Raw genomic sequence first — 17,927 nt, forward strand, 5'->3', positions numbered from 1 at the left:
ATCATTAACGGTATATAGATAATTTGTTGCTTATTCATTTCTTCAAATTGAGTTTCTAATTTCACTCGATTTATTAGAACCTCCTTTTTTCTAGTTCATTGTTTTTCAATTTTATAGCTACTTTTCTTATATCAACTTTCCCTTAAATCTTCTCTTAAATTCTCTCTTAAATTCTCTCTTAAACCATTACTATGTCACTTTTTAAGAGACCATTTTGGCTTACTAAAACTTCCTGTATTTTGAATCTTTTCTTTCATTCGCAACTCTGACAGCAAGTTCCCTATCTTATTTTTTTTCTGCTTTTCATCCATCCAATCCGGCAGCTTATTCCATAGCAACTCATCTACATCACTTCTTTCTAAACTTGTATGTTCTCTTATTGCTTTTTCAATTAAATCCAGATAATAGCTCTTATCAAAAGCCTTATTTTTAGAGTAAGCAGCTTTCTGACCTGTTTTTTCAACTACTTTTAATCCGATGTAATAATTAGGCTTTCTGCCTTCAATCAGCTTTTTGCTCTTTAGGTGCTTTTCTTCAAATTCAGTTAAAATCTGTTTTTTCTGCACTTTGTCCAGCATGATGATTTCTTCCAAAGTCAGGTCTTTGTTTCTGGCCAGCAAGCGAGCATATTCCATGTCAAGAATCTTACCGGAAATGGTCACCTTAACCTTACCACCGGAAAGATCGTAATCCGGCATTGGGAAAAAGCGTTCACGTTGGTAATTGAAAATCTTCTTAATTCCACCCCCGGCAGTATCAACCATTTTGAGGTTGAACATAGCTGAGGCCAAAAACCTATTACGGTAATGCTCTTCTGGAGCATCTTCTTTCACCACTTTCTCTACACTTCCGGGGATAAAAGACCCAAGATTGGTAAATATCAATTGATCATCCATCTCAACTACATTGATGCGACCATGTTTGGTATAATCCTGATGGGCTATGCAGTTGTTTAAGGCCTCTCGAATGGAGTAAGGCTCATATTGATTTACTTCGTCTGGAAATAATGTTCCGTCTTTGATGTAGCGGTATTTCAGGTTACGGATTTTAGCATATACTTTATCTACCGCCAAAATAAGTGGACAACCAAAAATGGCATAGTCTTTATCATTACCCTGGGCATCTTTCAACAGCCATCTTACTTTAGCTTCGGCAGGATTGATAAAATGTTCTGATTCTTCTTTCCCTAGTAGAATAATAGCTGTACGGGTAATCTTCCCTTTAATGGTAATTTTCGCCTTGTTTAAAAAAGTAATGTTGTCCCACACTTCAACCTCACTGGCTTTTTCAGGAAATTTATTCTTAAAATTTTTTCTGGCTAATGCAATGGCTTCTTCGTCTAAATCATCAATAGTAGCATCGGGTACCAAAGCCGCACTCCAGTCTTCAGTAGTAGCTTGTGCACGAATGCGTTCAATTTCTTCTAAATTCAATGGTGAAAGCTCTTCATCATCCCGGCCGTAGTAATGCCCATCAAAAGCAATAGGAAAACCTTTGGGAGCAGCCGGTATTTGAAACATCACTACACGACCATCAGGCTCATTTAGTTCATAGATTTCAATAAACGTAATTCGGTTGGTGGTTTTATTAGCTATCTCACTTTTCAGGCTATCCAAATCTTTTCGCTGTTGGCGAAACTGACTTCCTACTATACTATGCTTCTTATTTTCCACACCAAAAACTAACCATGCATAGGGCTTACCCTTTAGGTTGGCCTCGTTGCTCAAGGCAGAAAAATACTTCCCCAATTTTGTAAAGTCATAGCCTGTTTTGGCTTCCTTAAACTCCACAATTTCATTCTCTGCCGTGAGATTGCGGAGTGAGTCTAGTGTATGTTTTAGTTCTGCTATAGTCATAGGCATTGTATTTTTCGTTTTTACATAATAAAGCCAGCCACTTTTTTGTGCAGATTTTGCTTTATTATTCTGATTTTCATATCTCAATCACTTTATTTGGTTCAAAAAGCAAATGCTCGTTTCTCTGTACGTAGCCTAACTGATTGGTCAATAGCCTTGTGTCTCCAATTTGGAATGCAGCGGTATTGCTATGATGATGCCCATACACCCAAGTGTCTATTCTGGATGTATCAATTAGGTCGTACAGCTCCACTGCAAAGGCTTCATTGAGAATACTATCCTTGTATTGTTGAGGATAATTGAGAAAGGTTGGACAATGATGGGTAAAAACAGCTACCTGGTCCACTTTCCTGTCATTTAATTCATCGGTCAAAAACTCCAAACTTTCCAAATGCAGCTGATTGTATTTCTCCGCTGAAAGACGATAACCTTTATTTTTGATCACATGAAAATCACTCAAGCTACGTTCAATCTGCCATTGATATTCTGGACTAATATGACTCCACAGGGTAGAGAAAATAAGCTGCACATGATCATGAACTACCGAAGTATTGTTCACCAAAGACACGTTACTTCTAATGGTTTCATGCAACACACCACTTTTTTGGGCTATATCAAAATGGTAATATTCGTGATTGCCCGGTAGCCAATAAGTAGCTTTAAAATGATCCGAAAGAAAACTAAAAAACTCCTGATGCTTAACCATGAGCACAAAAGGGACAATATCTCCCGACAATACCAAAACATCTGCCATTGGCTGCAAAAGATTCCTCTTCAAAAATTGCTCGTTGGCAGGGAATTCTAGATGAAGATCTGAGGCATATTGGATTGTCATAGTTAAATATAATATTCGTTTAATGATTGATTATCCAATTTTTTCAATGTAACATTCAAAGTAAACCTTAGTCAATAATCCCCCAATGGCGCTTCAAGTCTTCCAATTTCTTACTATCCAAAAATGAACGAAGCCTAAAACGCATAGTTACCTCTTGACCATTAGTAATAAACGAAAGATGATTCCATGAACCACTGGACCGCATAGGATATTTAACCAAAAAGACATAACCTGTATTATCCCTTCCCTCATAGTCATAACAAATAAGTTTGGTTATTTTGACTTCATCTATCCTAAAAACTTCTCCATCTAAGTTAAATCTATCGGAATAAAAGTTCAATTTAACTGGAAATGATCCAAATACCTTTTCTTTTTGCCCCCATTTTAAAAACGCTTGAAAATAGCAAATTGAAAATATAGAAAGACCTATGGCCAATCCAACAAAGGCATAATCAAGTATGAAAAGTAGTACAGCTAGTAAAACGAAAAACCAACCAATTAAATTTTTTCGCTTATCCAACAACTCTAATCGTTCACTTGGCTTGAAAACATGAGCTTGAACTATTTCTGACATCAGATTTAACAAATCAATAAGATAAATTTTCAGAATAATCTAATATGCAAAAGATTAAATTGACTGAATTGAAATTCAGCAATTAAGCAACATCCACCTCCCGCAAAATCCTCCTTGCCTCTACTACCAAAGGTTCCTGTCTAGTCTTCCAAATTCGATAACCAACATAAGCAAAAATGAAGATTACTAACAAGAATAAACCGAAGACCAGCCAAAAGTTGACCCAATTTAAGTCGTCTCCTTTAGGATTGTTGACTACCAAAGATAATGCGGCTCCTATACTTAGCAATGGAGGAATGAGTGCTACAATTTGACTGCTCCGTATATCAAATCGCTGTATAATCAAGGGTAAAAGCTTAGCTGCAGCAACATCATAGCTGAAATTTGCCTTTTTTCTCTGCTCCCAAAAAAGATACCCTAGAAAGTAGCCAATTCCAAACAAGAAAGAATATGCAATTGCACGGTCATATGTACAATCGCAGGATTCAAGAGATACAACCCAAGTTGCTAAAAGTGCTATCCCTCCAAACAGGCTATACACCCACTTCATGGTTTTCGAACCGGCAGAATTGTAAGCATCTTCTTGCCTACAAGCTTCAATTAGCTTTTCTACAGATTCCGTCAAAGAAGTCTCATTTGAGTGCTGTTGATTCATCTCCCTATAATCTCACCATTAAAAACACAAACTAAATCCGAGTTCACGCAGCGGCCGCAACGACACGCGCTACGACCGCAGCATACTTCAATATACTCTCTCAAATAATTTTGACGATTTTCAAGTGTCTCTCGATTCTCGCCTCTCGCTTCTCGTCTCTCCCAACTCGATCCTGCTTGCAGCAGGCAAGTCTAGTATCTCAATGCTTCCAATCCCACACATCCATCTCCTCCAGACATGCTTTCAATAAGCGGATTGAATTTGCAATATCATCCTTATGCGCCATCTCAATCACCTGATGCAAGTGACGGGTGGGGATGGAAATAGCGCCTGCAATTGCTCCCTGTTTACCCATACGCTGAACACCCGCGGTGTCTGTCCCTCCGGCGGTGAGGATTTCGGGCTGCCATAGAATCTGATGCTTATCAGCAGTAGCTTTCATAAAAGCCACCATGCGGTAATCGCAAATAGTCATGGCATCCATGATTTTGATAGCTGTACCTTTACCCAATTCGGTCACCTTCTCATGTGGCTGTGCACCTGGCACATCAAATGCTATGGTAGTATCTAAAGCAATTCCAAAATCAGGATTGATCTGATGGGCTGCTACATTGGCTCCACGGATACCCACTTCTTCCTGCACCGTAAAGGCAGCATACACATCATAAGCAGGATTTTCCAATTGTTTCAATGTCTCCAATTGAATATACACAGCCACTCTATTATCTATAGACTTACAGTTCACACAATCCCCCATCTCAATCAATTCTCGATCTCGGGTGATAGGGTCGCCTATACTGATATACTTTTCCACTTCGGCTTTGGACATCCCCATATCTATGAAAAAGTCTGTCACCTGCGGCATTTTGGTTCGCTCCTCAGGAGACATCACATGGATTGGCTTGGTACCCATGACTCCAATCAGGTCTTCCTTTCCATGCACAATTACACGCTGAGCAACCAATGTTTTGGGATCAAATCCACCTAAAGTGTGAAATCTCAAGAATCCATTTTCATCAATATGCTTTACTATAAAGCCTATCTCATCCATGTGTGCGGCTAACATCACACGTTTCCCTTCAGGGTTATTGGATGCTTTTTTGATAGCAATCACATTCCCTAGATTATCCACTTGAACCTCATCCACAAATGGACTCACTTGCTCTATAATAAAATCGCGAATTCTTTTTTCAAAACCTGGAGCACCTGCGATCTCACAGGTTTTACTCAACAATGAAACATCTATATTCATGTTCTTTAATTTTTCTTGACCAACAATGATAAAAAAAAGCTCCGAAGATTAACTCCGGAGCTTCCTGTTTTTTTATTCTCCTTGTGCCAGACTATATCCTCTGACACCATCGAAGGTATATAAATGCTCTGTTTTGATAAAGTCAAAACCAAGGGCTTTTATTTGTTTCAATAATTCCAACACATCATCGTGAGAAATAGCACGCTGATCGTCTGTCTTGAATCTGCATCTCCAATGATCCGTGCAGAAAGTTTCAGGCTGTCCTTCAGGGAATACTTTCACACCTCTATTGGTGATTAAGTGCAACTGTAGGCCGTTTGCATTGGCTTTTCTCAATCCTTCACCGATTACATCCGGATTTCTACCGACTTCGTCCCAATCGATAAATACATCTACACCTACCAACTCTTTCTTAGCCTTAGTTACCGGTCTTAATTTAATATTGATTGGGGTAGTGTCTGATTTATCAAACTTAGCTGGAACCATATTCACAGGAACTTGACCCAAGCGATCAATTACTGCTTGCGCAAAAGCTTTAGTACCTACTTTCTGGGAAGAAAGCCCCTCTTGATAGATATCACCGGTATGAATACCATCTTCCAAAGTCTTCATCCAAGCATTAGCAACTTTCTCAGCCACCTCAGGCTGACCGATATGCACTAACATAGAAATAGCACCATTCAACAAACCGGAAGGATTGGCCATATCCATACCTGCGATATCAGGAGCTGAACCGTGGATAGCTTCAAACATCGCTACTTCAGCACCCACATTCGCAGATCCTCCCAAACCAACAGAACCAGTTACTTGAGCCGCAATATCAGAAATGATATCGCCGTACAAGTTCAATGTAACGATCACGTCGAAAATCTCTGGTCTTTCAGCGATCAAGGCAGAACCTATATCGATGATTTTGTGATCTGTTTCGATTTCAGGATATTCTTTAGCGATTTCGTCAAACGTTTTATGGAATAGACCATCAGCCAATTTCATGATATTGTCCTTCGTCATACAGGTTACTTTCTTTCTGCCATATTTTTTGGCATACTCAAAAGCATATCGAACAATTTTTTCAGAACCTGGCTGAGAGATCAATTTCAAGGTTTGATACACTTCTTCGGTTTGTCTATGCTCAATACCTGCATATAAATCTTCCTCATTCTCACGGATGATGACCATATCCGTTTTTGGGAAATGGGTTTTTACGAAAGGATGGTAAGCTTTACAAGGTCTAACATTGGCAAAAAGTCCAAAAGATTTTCTGGTAGTAACATTCAAACTTTTGAAACCTCCACCTTGAGGGGTAGTGATGGGAGATTTTAAAAAAACTTTGGTATCTCTCAAGGACTGGAACGCCTTAGGCTCCATGCCTGAACTGATTCCCTTCAAATATACTTTTTCACCGATTTCGATAACATCATATTCCAACTGAGCTCCTGCCGCTTCCAAGATATCCAAGGTCGCTTGCATGATTTCCGGTCCAATACCGTCACCGTAGGCTACTGTAATTTTCGTTTTTGAAGACATATATAATTGGGTTTTGTGATTTTTATTTGGCGCTGCAAAAATACAAAATTTAAGCAGAAAGGCAGGGTAAACCTATGATAAATTAGCAGTTAAACGAAAGAAATGTAAGGTAGCTGTTAATATTCATTTTAATCCGTTTGCTTCTCAATCATTGTATTTTTCTAAGAAATCCTTTGGGAATGCTCGCCTCACTCGTATATTTGACCTCCAACATTCACCTTTTATCATGGCTGAAAGTAAAAACATCTTATCGGAAGAACGTGACGGGATTTTATATTTGACCGTCAACCGTGAATCCAAATTGAATGCACTCAACTTTGCAACTCTTGAAGAACTACGTACAATTTTCGAAGAGGTTGTCGATAACAAAAACATTAAAGCAGTCATCATCACTGGTTCTGGTGAAAAAGCCTTTATCGCAGGTGCAGATATTAGTGAAATCGCAGAATTGAGTGAGCTAAATGCTCGAAAATTTGCTGAAAATGGTCAGGAGATCTTTAGCCTAATTGAAACTTGCCCTAAGCCGGTTATCGCTGTTATCAATGGTTTTGCCCTTGGTGGTGGTTGTGAATTGGCTATGGCCTGCCACATGCGTGTAGCAGCTGCTCATGCGAAATTCGGTCAACCGGAAGTAAATTTGGGTATCATTCCGGGATATGGAGGAACTCAGCGATTAACTGTCCTTGTAGGAAGAGGAAAAGCCAATGAGTTGATGATGACGGGAGATATGATTGATGCTACCGAAGCAAAAGCACTAGGTTTGGTCAATCATGTTTGCGATACCAAAGATGATGCAATGGCAAAAGCAGAAGAAATCATCCGTAAAATCATGAGCAAAGCACCGCTCGCCATAGGGATGATTGTCGATTGTGTCAATGCAGTCTACAGCACCAATGAAGATGGCTATCAAATTGAAGCCAATAGCTTTGCTCGCTGCGTGAAATCAGGGGATTACAAAGAAGGAACAAGCGCATTCCTCGAAAAGAGAAAACCAGTCTTTAAAGGGGAGTAATTTCCCCTTTTTTATTTTTAAACCATGGGTCAATTAAAAAAACTTGCTGGCCAAACGGCTATCTACGGCATCAGCAGCATCCTTGGCCGCACAGTCAATTTTTTACTCATACCTCTATACACTGCTTACCTTTCCAAGGACGGAATGGGTGCTTACACGGCATTGTATGCTAACATTGCGCTATTCAATGTTATTTTCACCTACGGTATGGAAACCACCTATTTCAGGTTTGCCACGGGGAAAGGTTTGGATCCTACCAAAGTCTATCATCAGATCCAATCATTATTGATTACCAGTTCGCTAAGTTTGGGCGCATTGATCTATTTTTCTGCACCCTGGTTGGCAGAGGTTATGAATTACCCGGGCCAAGAATACCTTTTTCAGTGGATTGCCTGGATTTTGGCAATTGATGCAATTTTAGCGATTCCCTATGCAAGACTCAGAAAAGAAAACAAATCCCTGCAATTTGCACTGACCAAATTCTCCAATATTCTTATCAACGTTGGTCTCAATATTCTCTTTATTGTAGTCTTTCGAAAAATCTATTTAGGCGAATGGCTTTCAGTCTTGCAGCCTTCCATCAGCAGTTTTTACAGACCTGATTGGGAAGTCGAATACATTCTCCTTTCCAATTTGATCGCCAATGCATTGATGATTCCAATACTTTTTAAATACATGGGGAAATTTAGTTTCCAGTTAGACCGCAGTTACCTATCGCCCATGTGGCATTATGCTTTCCCGCTTTTATTTATGGGCCTGGCAGGAGTGGTCAACGAGGCGATGTCACGAAATTTATTTGAATACTTGGTTCCTGAAAATTTCTATCCCGGACTTACAGGCAGAGAGGCTGGAGGGATTTTTGGAGCAAACTTCAAGCTAGCGATCTTAATGAATCTGATCATTCAAGCATTCAAATATGCTGCTGAACCCTTTTTCTTTAATCAAAGTGCAGACAAAAACAGTCCTGCACTGTTCGCTCGTGTCATGCATGCATTTATCATCTTTTGCAGCACCTTGATGATAGCTGTTTCGGTCAACTTAGGGCTTTTGGGCAATTTATTACTGAGAAACGAAGGCTATAGTATGGCTACCCATATAGTACCTGTTTTACTCATGGGCTACTTATTGTTAGGGATTTACTTTAATTTGAGCATTTGGTTTAAATTGACTGATAAAACAAAATACAGCTTCTACATTACGTTCATCGGTGCTTTGGTCACTATGATCATCCTATTTACAGCCATACCTATCCTTGGCTTTATGGGCGGTGCTTTGAGTACTTTAGGCTGCTACTTAGTCATGAGTATCCTGTGTTATTGGTGGGGACAAAAGCACTTCCCTATCCCCTATCAGACAGGTAAGGGGATTTTATATCTGCTACTAGCCTTTGGTCTAAGTTATGCGGGATATTTTATGAATTTAGAAAATCCAATCGTAGAATTCATCAGTCAAAATAGCCTCGTACTACTATTCTTAGTACTGGTACTTGTTATTGAAAAGGAGGAAGTGAAGACCATCCTCCAACGATTCAAGAAAAGATAAAACTCCTTTAGAACCTCATTTTCAATTTTAAACATATGAAAGTAAACGTAATCAACCGATCTAAACACGAATTACCTGCCTATCAGACTGAAGCTTCTGCGGGTATGGATCTTCGTGCCAATTTAGGAGAGCCCGTGATTTTACAACCGTTGGAAAGAAAATTAATCGGTACAGGTTTATTTATCGAGCTTCCTGTGGGTTTTGAAGCTCAGATCCGTCCTAGGAGTGGATTGGCTTTCAAACAAGGGTTGACTGTCCTCAATAGTCCAGGTACAGTGGATGCTGATTATAGGGGTGAAATCAAAGTGCTCTTGGTGAACCTATCCCAAGAAGTATTTGAAATACAAGATGGGGAGCGGATTGCACAAATGGTCATAGCCCGACATGAGCAAATTTCCTGGCAGCTAACAGACAGCTTATCAGATACCGAACGCGGAGCTGGAGGATATGGAAGCACAGGAAAATCCTGACGCTAACATCTTTTATGATTTTGCTAAACAAAAAGGCATTAAGTTTGCGTTAGAAAAGAAATTAAGGGCTATGCTGTACAAATGTCAATAGCCAAGAAACCATACTTAATAGTTGCTACGAGTGAAAATCCTTCAAATCAGTATATTTTTAATTATCACCCTATCATTTCCCTCCTTGCTTTCGGCGCAACAGCCTACACGGAAAGCCAAGAAAAAGGAATTGGAACAGATCAGGGCCAATAGGCTATTTATCGATGGTCAGCGCTACATGATGCTGGAGGACTTCGATCGTGCGTATTTTTATTTCAAAAAATCACTTGAAATTGCTCCAAAAGAGCCAGCCACAAACTTCAAGATAGCAGAAATACTATTACGTGCCAATCAAGTGGATGAAGCTTTGGATTATGGAATGAAAGCAGTGGCAGCTGATCCGGGCAACAAGTATTATCGTTTGGTCATGGCTGAAGTTTACACCAAGCAGGGCCAACCACTCAAAGCAGCAGAAATCCTAGAGGATTTGATGGCCAATACTACGGAAAATCAAAATTACATCTTGGATTTGGCTTCTTTGTACCTATCAGCTGGAGACATGGATAATGCCTTAAGTGCATTGGACAGAGCTGAGGAGTACTATGGAGTGATTGATCAGCTTATTTTCCAAAAGCAACGCATTTACTTAAGGAGGAATAATTTGAAAGCCGCTGTAGAAGAAGGTAAAAAGCTTATCAATTCCAGCCCAGGTAATGCACAATATGTAATCAGTTTGGTAGAAATTCTATTCAACAATGGCAAATCAGATGATGCCATAGCTTTGATCGAAGAAAATCTAACTGCTTATCCCAATCAGGCAGAATTACAAATGGCCGCTTATGCCCTCTACAGGGAAAGAGGTGATATACCCACAGCAGAAGATTTTATCAAAACAGCATTTGCTAATCCTGATTTGGATCCATCTATCAAAGCGAAGGCATTCGCCGAAATCTTGCAAGAAATGCGAACGGAAAGAAGAGAGCGTTTGCTGGATAATTTGCAAGAGTCTATGCTGGCACACAATTCAACCGATGCAGATATATTGACTGTGGTAGGTGACCGACTGCTCTTTTCAAACAAAAAAGAGGAAGCTCTAGCGCTTTACAGAAAATCTCTTCAGATCAACCCTTCCAATGCGCAAGTATTGCAAGGCGTTATTACGAATCTTTTTGAATCCACTCAAGATTTTGCCACGATAGAAACCTATACCATCATGGCTGTAGATGAATTTCCCGAAAGACCGGAGTTTTGGTTCTTTGATGGCACAGCAAAGCTTGCGCAAAAAAAAGGAGAGCCTGCTGTAGAATCCTTGGAAAAAGCGATAGAATTGAATCGTGGAAGAAACAAACAGCTAGAACTTCTGGCCAGGGCTTCTTTGGGTGATGCATTGCATCAAGCAGGAAAAAAAGAAGAAGCATTTGAAGCCTATGACAAAGTATTGGCAGAAAAACCTGACGATGAACATGTGCTGAACAATTACGCATATTTTCTTTCTTTATCGAAGCGAGACCTAGAAAAAGCAAAAAAAATGTCTGAAGGGTTAGTGAAACGATTTCCTAAAAATGCTACTTATTTAGATACACACGCTTGGGTATTATTTCAGTTGAAAGAGTATGAAGATGCGAGAAAATACATGGAGCGAGCCTTGGAAAATGAAGAGAGCCCCAGCGGAGTCATGTTTGAGCACTATGGGGATATTCTATACCATTTAGGCAAAAGAAACGAAGCACTTACCTACTGGAAAAAAGCAGAAGGTGGAGATGATATCTCCGAGTTTTTACACAAGAAAATTAGAGATCAAAAGTATTATGATTAAGCAGTGGTTTCGCGGACTTTTGATGTCCGGACTTGTATTAGTTATCTTCTCCTGCGCCAAAAAACCTAACCTCTACACCTCAGATGAGATTATGCAGGAGTTTGAAGGTATTTACTTTGATTTCACTTACCTGAGTTCAAGGGGCAGGATTGTATTGGAGGAATCCAATGGAAAAGTCACTAAAGGCACCATCAATTTCCGAGCAAAAAAGGATAGTGTGATTTGGTTTTCTGTCACCCCTGGCTTAGGACTTGAGGCCCTGCGCGGCATTGTCACCAAAGATTATATCCGAATCAAAGACCGCTTGAATGGAGAGGATGTAAACATGAGTTTCGCCGAGCTAAAAGATCGATTTGATTTAACTCTTTCTTTTGATTTGATTCAAAACTTAGCTTATGCCAATGTTCCCCATGAATTCAGCTACCGAGATCGGCTAATTCGTATAGGAAGCTCTTTTGATTTGACACAAGTCAGAGAAGGCGTACGCTATCATTCCAAAATCAGTACAAGTCATGGTAAAGTTACCGAACTAACCAGTAATCCTCTCAATGAAAAGGGAGGATTAACAGCAAGTTATCGTACCTTTGAAGATGTTGATGGACAGCCTTTCCCAAATAATATGCTTTTCAAATTGATGTTGGGAGAAGGCACTGATACGCAGAATACAATCGTACACTTGGAAATATCCAGAATCGAGCGAAGTAACAATTCCTTGACCTTTCCATTTCAGTTTAACTAATGAAGAAGCTTTTTCTTTTTCTTTTTTTGGTATTCCTTGGGTTCTCTATTCAAGGACAAAACATCGTTCAGACGAAAAAATCACGTGCAGAACTCGAACGGGAAAAAGCTGAGATTCAAAAAAAACTATTAGAATTTGATAAAATCTTAAAGAGAACAACTGAAACCAAAAAAGTATCTGTTGGACAACTGAACGCGGTCAACCGACAACTGCAAGCACGAGTCACCTACATCAACACCCTTAGCAGAGAAGTACAGCTGATAGATAGAGAAATCACCAATACCGAACTCAAAATCAAAGCCTTGGAAAATGAACTTCAAAGCTTAAAAGACGAGTATTCGAAGATGATTTACACAAGTGCTAAGCTCAATCAAGGGATGACCATGACTGCTTTTGTATTTAGCTCGAACACTTTTAAGCAATTTTATATGCGCTTAAAATATCTGAAACAATACTCAGATGCCCGTAAAAAGCAAGCAGAACAAATCGAAAAGGTTACAGACGAATTAGTAGTAGCACGCGAAAATCTGGCCTCTAAAAAAGAAGAAAAACAACAAGTTCTACAAAAAGAGCAACAGCAGAAACGAGAACTTGATAAAGCGAAGCAAGAACAACAGGGGATCGTAAATACACTCAATAAGCAGGAACAAGACCTGAGGCGACAAATTGAAGCTGCCCGTAAACAACAGGAGAACCTGAACCGATTGATACGTTCCATCATCGAGGAGGAAATTAGGAGAGCAGAAGCAGAAGCTAAAAAAGCAAACTCGACCGCTACACGAGCCTCCGGAAGTTCCATTCCGCTTACACCTGAGGCGGCAGCCCTTTCGACTTCATTTGCAGGGAACCGAGGGAAACTTCCATGGCCTGTGGAATCTGGCTTTGTTTCTAAGCGATTTGGTAATCAGCCCCATCCTACCCTCAAAGGTGTGGTGGAACCTAATGATGGTATTGATATCCAAACCACTCCAAATGCTAATGTAAGAGCAGTGTTCGATGGAGAAGTCACCAAAGTCGCTACTGTACCAGGTTATGGCGGTACCATCCTGATCAAACATGGGGAATATTACACCCTTTACAGCAAGCTGAAAGTCATTTCGGTCAAAACAGGTGATAAAGTGAAAGCCAAACAAGTGATTGGCCAAGTTTACACAAATAAGGATGGGGTATCTGAGGTCCATTTCGAAACTTGGAAGGGTCTATCTCCTATGGATCCATCCATTTGGCTAGCAGGACGATAAAATAAATAATCCGTATATTTACAAAAAAAGAAACAGTTGTGACAAGCTTTCCTTTGTGTTAGCTCTCTAGTTCTGTATCTTTGCAAGGAATATTCATCTAAAACAGATCTATTATGACTACATTAGGATTTATCGGAGGAATGAGCCCAGGTTCTATGATTCTCATCCTATTCGTGATTCTTCTTTTGTTCGGAGCAAAAAGAATCCCTGAATTAGCGAGAGGATTGGGTAAAGGAATCCGTGAGTTCAAAGACGCTACCAAGGAAATCCAAAATGACTTGGAAGAAGGACTCAATGATAAAAAGAAAAAAGACTAACGCTTAGCAATTATTTTGATTTTGGAAAAATTTCTTTCTTTTGACGATATACAAAAATCGCTGGAGAATGGGGAAACCTCTGTGACCGCGATTGTAAATTATTATCTCCAAAACATTCAGACGAAGGCGCACCTCAACGCCTTCGTTGAAGTTTATACGGATTCAGCCTTAGCTCAAGCAGCTGCGGTGGATCAAAAAATTTCAGAAGGCAAAGCAGGCCGATTGGCAGGTATGGTCATCGGTATCAAGGATGTGTTGGTCTACAAAGACCATGAGGTCAATGCCTCAAGTAACATCCTCAAAGGCTTTGTATCACAGTTTACCGCTACAGCTGTACAACGCTTAATCGATGAAGACGCTGTCATTGTCGGTAGACTTAACTGTGATGAATTTGGAATGGGTAGTTCCAATGAAAATACTTGCCATGGAAAAGTACTGAATGCAGCTGACGAAACCCGAGTACCAGGTGGTTCTTCGGGTGGTTCTGCAGTAGCCGTTCAAGCAAATCTTTGTACTGTTTCCTTGGGAACCGATACAGGTGGATCTGTACGCCAGCCAGCAGCATTTACAGGACTTGTAGGTATCAAGCCTACCTACTCCAGAGTTTCTCGTTGGGGTTTGATTGCTTATGCATCTTCGTTCGATACCATCGGTATTTTTTCAAGGAATGTCAAAGACAATGCCCTAGTCATGGAAATTATGGCAGGACCTGATAATTTTGACAGTACTTCCTCCAAAAAGCCCGTCCCTCCTTACAGTGAACTTTTACACTTCGATAAACGCGTAAAAGTTGCTTACTTGAGAGAAACTATCGAGTCTCCAGCCTTGCAACCGGAAATCAAGGCTAATACATTGGCTTTGTTGGATAAATTGAGAAAAGAAGGACATGAGGTAGAGGAAGTAGAGTTTCCTTTACTGAAATATGTATTGCCCACATATTACATCCTAACTACAGCCGAAGCCAGTTCGAACCTGTCCCGCTTTGATGGCGTAAAATACGGTTATAGAACCAGTGCAGCTCACAATTTGGAGAGCATGTACAAAAAAACACGCTCAGAAGGTTTCGGTGAAGAAGTTAAAAGAAGGATCATGTTAGGCACTTTTGTATTGAGTGCAAGTTACTATGATGCTTACTTTACCAAAGCCCAAAAAGTCAGAAGATTAATTAAGGAGTTTACAGAGAATTTATTGAACAAATTTGACTACATTGTTATGCCGACTACGCCTTCTACAGCGTTTAAGTTTGGAGAGCATAGCAATGATCCAGTAGCGATGTATTTGGAAGATTTATTCACTGTACAAGCTTCTGTTTCCGGAGTGCCAGCCATTTCTATTCCAAACGGAACAGACGAAAAAGGCTTGCCGATCGGAATTCAAATTATTGCTAACTCCTTTAAAGAAGCAGAGCTATATGCTTTTGCAGACTATTTAATGGACATTAATCAAGCTTAAATTCAATGCGCATGAAAAAATCTATCTATCTCTTCGCCTTGACATGGTTTACAGTTGTCTTGACAAGTACAGATATCCTTCATGCGCAGGAATTATATGGTTTCAATGAGATTGGCCTCGAGGAACCACTATTACAGCCAGTATACAGCTACGACTACATTCCTGATTTCACTTATGACCAAGTAGCCAAGCGCGTACGTGCCATGGAGACGAGTATGCCATTCGAATTGAATGAGCGGGTATTTGCTTTTATCAATTATTTCGTGGTAAGAAATAGAGATTATACCCGCATGGTCATGCAGCGGCAATACACTTATTTTCCGCTTTTTGAAGAGATCTTAGAGGAACATGACATGCCAGACGATATTAAGTATTTGGCAATTATAGAATCAGGATTAAATCCAAAAGCAAAATCCAGAGTTGGCGCCATGGGTTTATGGCAATTTATGCCAGCTACGGGAAAAATGTACAACCTGAATGCAAACCGTGACATTGATGATCGCATGGATCCAGAAATGTCCACAGAAGCAGCCGCCAAATACTTGAAATCGCTTTATCGTATGTTTGGAGATTGGGAGGTTGCCTTAGCTGCTTACAATTGTGGTCCAGGAAATGTACGAAAAGCAATTACTAGATCCGGTGGAAAACGTACATTTTGGGAAATCTACAACTGGCTTCCAAGAGAGACTAGAAGTTATGTTCCTCAAATCCAAGCTATGATGTATATTTTCCGGTATGCCGACGAACATAACCTGGCTTTGGAGAATCCGACCTTCCCTATTGCTTACGACCGTATCAAATTCAATCAGGAAATTGATTTGGAGCAACTTGCCCAATTGGCAGATATCTGCTTAAGTGATCTGGAAGCACTGAATCCGTCCATTCAAAATAAGCTCATTCCAAGCAGTAATAAACACATGGCAGTAAGAGTGCCAAAAACCAAATCCACCTATATCACAGAAAACAAATCGCTGTTTAAGGAAGCCATTGAGTTAAAACCTGAGCGAGCAGTAGCCCTTCGTACCTCCACGCCTGTGAATCCCACAGTCGCAGCTACCTCCACAGCAGGACAAACAAGAATTGCTTACAAAGTACGCTCAGGAGATGTGCTAGGGAAAATTGCTTCCAATCATGGTACCAGCGTACAAAACATTAAAAACTGGAACAACCTGAGTTCAAATACTATCCGTGTTGGGCAGACATTATATATTTACACAAACCAACCCACGAACTCAACCATTGCCGACAACTCACCCAGCGGCAGTCCTAAATTCTACACCGTTCAGCCAGGAGATTCCTTGTGGACGATATCCAGAAAATCCAATGGTTTATCCGTGGAACAAATCAAACAATTGAACAACTTACAAAACACTACCATCAAGCCAGGTCAAAAATTAATCATAGGTTAAACTAAAAAAATAGTAAAAAACTTTTTATTCCTCGGTTGATTCTTTACCTTAGAGCGGTAAACTAGTGTCTTATGAAAAAAATCCTTAGTATATCCAGTTTGTTGAGCCTATTCTTAGTAATGGGTCTTTTGAGTGCTTGTGAACCTGAAGGTGAGGGAGGGTCCTCCTCTACCAAGCCAAAAGCAAGAGGTGCCATCGGAGAAATCATTTTAGCCATTGATTCTGCTAAATGGGAAGGTCCCGTTGGAAAAGCGTTAAAAGAAGTATTCCAAGAAGACCAAAAGGGCCTCATCCGAGACGAATACCTTTTTGATGTTCGTAAAGTTGATCCAAGAGGAATGACCAGAATCCTCAAAATGGCCACTAACATTGTCTATGTCACCACTTTTGATGACAGAAGTTCAGCTAGTCAAAACATCAATGCTACCTTCACCAAAGAAGCGAAAGAAAAGGCAGCAGCTGATCCAAGCTTATACATGTTACGAAGTAAAGATGAGTTTGCACAAGGGCAAGAGGTGGTGTATCTTTTTGGAAGAGATGAGGAAACATTGATTCAAAATATCAAGGAAAACAAAACCAGATTACAAAATCTTTTCCAGGTTAGAGAAAGAGCTCGATTGGAAAAAATTCTTTTATCCCGTAAAAACTCTGCCGCAAAGGTGGCTGGAAGAGAATTTGGATTGGAAATCAATGTCCCTGCATCGTACCAAATTGCCAAATCAGATAATAATTTTCTTTGGTTGAGACAACCAACTCCCCGTAGCGACAAGCCGGATATTAGTCTGTTTTTCTACAGTACAGACTATACTTCTGAAGATCAGGTCTTTCCACAAAACGTATTAGCACTCAGGGAAAGTATTACGAAGCAACACATTTTTGGAGACCCCAGCAATCGCAACTCATACATTGTCACAGAGCGTGTAGATCCAAGCCCTGTTTTTAATAACTTCAAAATAAATGATAATTTTGCGGTCGAAATCAGAGGAGGATGGAAAACAAACAACCTAAGTATGGGAGGTTCGTTTCTAGGCTATTTACTGGTGGACAATGAAAATGGTAAAATGTATTACATGGAGGGTTTCGTGTATTATCCAAATGAAGCACACAGAGAAGCTATCCGTGAAATTGAAACTATCTTGCTAGCGACAGAACTCTCTAATCAGCTGGCAACAGACTAAGAAACTATCAAACAATAAACCT

At 40.0% G+C, this 17,927-nt stretch carries 16 protein-coding genes; 10 read left to right on the forward strand and 6 right to left on the reverse strand.

Going from position 1 to position 17,927, the window contains the following annotated elements:
• Positions 1-194: 194 nt before the first annotated feature.
• The 6 genes from IE080_RS06890 to IE080_RS06915 form a co-directional block, all read right to left on the reverse strand.
• Positions 195-1,856 carry a DUF8451 domain-containing protein gene (locus IE080_RS06890; RefSeq protein ID WP_189579815.1) on the reverse strand — a complete coding sequence of 554 codons (1,662 nt, stop codon included), beginning with the start codon at positions 1,854-1,856 and terminating at the stop codon, positions 195-197.
• A 76-nt stretch (positions 1,857-1,932) separates the two neighbouring features.
• Positions 1,933-2,691 (reverse strand): metallophosphoesterase, encoded by a 759-nt coding sequence (locus IE080_RS06895; protein ID WP_189579817.1) that lies wholly within the window; start codon positions 2,689-2,691, stop codon positions 1,933-1,935.
• A gap of 67 nt (positions 2,692-2,758) precedes the next feature.
• The gene (locus IE080_RS06900; RefSeq protein ID WP_189579819.1) at positions 2,759-3,265 is read right to left on the reverse strand and encodes a hypothetical protein; all 507 of its coding nucleotides are present in this window, start codon (positions 3,263-3,265) and stop codon (positions 2,759-2,761) included.
• A gap of 82 nt (positions 3,266-3,347) precedes the next feature.
• Positions 3,348-3,920, reverse strand: coding sequence for a hypothetical protein (locus IE080_RS06905; RefSeq protein WP_189579821.1), 573 nt, complete (start codon positions 3,918-3,920; stop codon positions 3,348-3,350).
• Positions 3,921-4,119: 199 nt separating this feature from the next.
• Positions 4,120-5,172, reverse strand: coding sequence for a M42 family metallopeptidase (locus tag IE080_RS06910; protein ID WP_189579823.1), 1,053 nt, complete (start codon positions 5,170-5,172; stop codon positions 4,120-4,122).
• Between the two features lie 72 nt (positions 5,173-5,244).
• Positions 5,245-6,699, reverse strand: a complete 1,455-nt coding sequence (locus IE080_RS06915) for an NADP-dependent isocitrate dehydrogenase (RefSeq protein WP_189579825.1) — start codon at positions 6,697-6,699, stop codon at positions 5,245-5,247.
• A gap of 226 nt (positions 6,700-6,925) precedes the next feature.
• Between IE080_RS06915 and IE080_RS06920 the strand changes: the two genes are divergently transcribed.
• From IE080_RS06920 to IE080_RS06965, 10 genes are all read left to right on the forward strand, one after another.
• Positions 6,926-7,711, forward strand: a complete 786-nt coding sequence (locus tag IE080_RS06920) for an enoyl-CoA hydratase/isomerase family protein (protein ID WP_189579827.1) — start codon at positions 6,926-6,928, stop codon at positions 7,709-7,711.
• Between the two features lie 24 nt (positions 7,712-7,735).
• A complete protein-coding gene (locus IE080_RS06925; protein ID WP_189579829.1) occupies positions 7,736-9,253 on the forward strand; it encodes a lipopolysaccharide biosynthesis protein in 1,518 nt (505 codons plus the stop codon).
• Between the two features lie 35 nt (positions 9,254-9,288).
• Positions 9,289-9,723: a dUTP diphosphatase gene (gene dut / locus IE080_RS06930; RefSeq protein ID WP_189579831.1), complete on the forward strand. Its 435-nt coding sequence runs from the start codon at positions 9,289-9,291 to the stop codon at positions 9,721-9,723.
• Between the two features lie 121 nt (positions 9,724-9,844).
• Positions 9,845-11,569: a tetratricopeptide repeat protein gene (locus IE080_RS06935; RefSeq protein WP_229800537.1), complete on the forward strand. Its 1,725-nt coding sequence runs from the start codon at positions 9,845-9,847 to the stop codon at positions 11,567-11,569.
• Complete coding sequence (gene lolB1 / locus IE080_RS06940) at positions 11,562-12,308, forward strand: lipoprotein insertase outer membrane protein LolB1 (RefSeq protein WP_189579835.1); 747 nt, start codon at positions 11,562-11,564, stop codon at positions 12,306-12,308. Before IE080_RS06935 ends, lolB1 begins: the two co-directional genes overlap by 8 nt.
• Entirely contained in the window at positions 12,308-13,549 is a 1,242-nt protein-coding gene (locus tag IE080_RS06945; protein ID WP_189579837.1) for a murein hydrolase activator EnvC family protein, read from the forward strand. Before lolB1 ends, IE080_RS06945 begins: the two co-directional genes overlap by 1 nt.
• A gap of 113 nt (positions 13,550-13,662) precedes the next feature.
• Positions 13,663-13,866 carry a twin-arginine translocase TatA/TatE family subunit gene (gene tatA / locus IE080_RS06950; RefSeq protein ID WP_189579839.1) on the forward strand — a complete coding sequence of 68 codons (204 nt, stop codon included), beginning with the start codon at positions 13,663-13,665 and terminating at the stop codon, positions 13,864-13,866.
• Positions 13,867-13,887: 21 nt separating this feature from the next.
• Positions 13,888-15,318: an Asp-tRNA(Asn)/Glu-tRNA(Gln) amidotransferase subunit GatA gene (gene gatA / locus IE080_RS06955; protein WP_189579841.1), complete on the forward strand. Its 1,431-nt coding sequence runs from the start codon at positions 13,888-13,890 to the stop codon at positions 15,316-15,318.
• A gap of 11 nt (positions 15,319-15,329) precedes the next feature.
• Positions 15,330-16,727, forward strand: a complete 1,398-nt coding sequence (locus IE080_RS06960; protein WP_189579842.1) for a transglycosylase SLT domain-containing protein — start codon at positions 15,330-15,332, stop codon at positions 16,725-16,727.
• 71 nt (positions 16,728-16,798) lie between these two features.
• The gene (locus IE080_RS06965) at positions 16,799-17,905 is read left to right on the forward strand and encodes a DUF4837 family protein (RefSeq protein WP_189579845.1); all 1,107 of its coding nucleotides are present in this window, start codon (positions 16,799-16,801) and stop codon (positions 17,903-17,905) included.
• Positions 17,906-17,927 lie beyond the last annotated feature (22 nt).

Origin of the sequence: Mongoliitalea lutea (assembly GCF_014652135.1) — a bacterium.
GTDB lineage: Bacteria > Bacteroidota > Bacteroidia > Cytophagales > Cyclobacteriaceae > Mongoliitalea > Mongoliitalea lutea.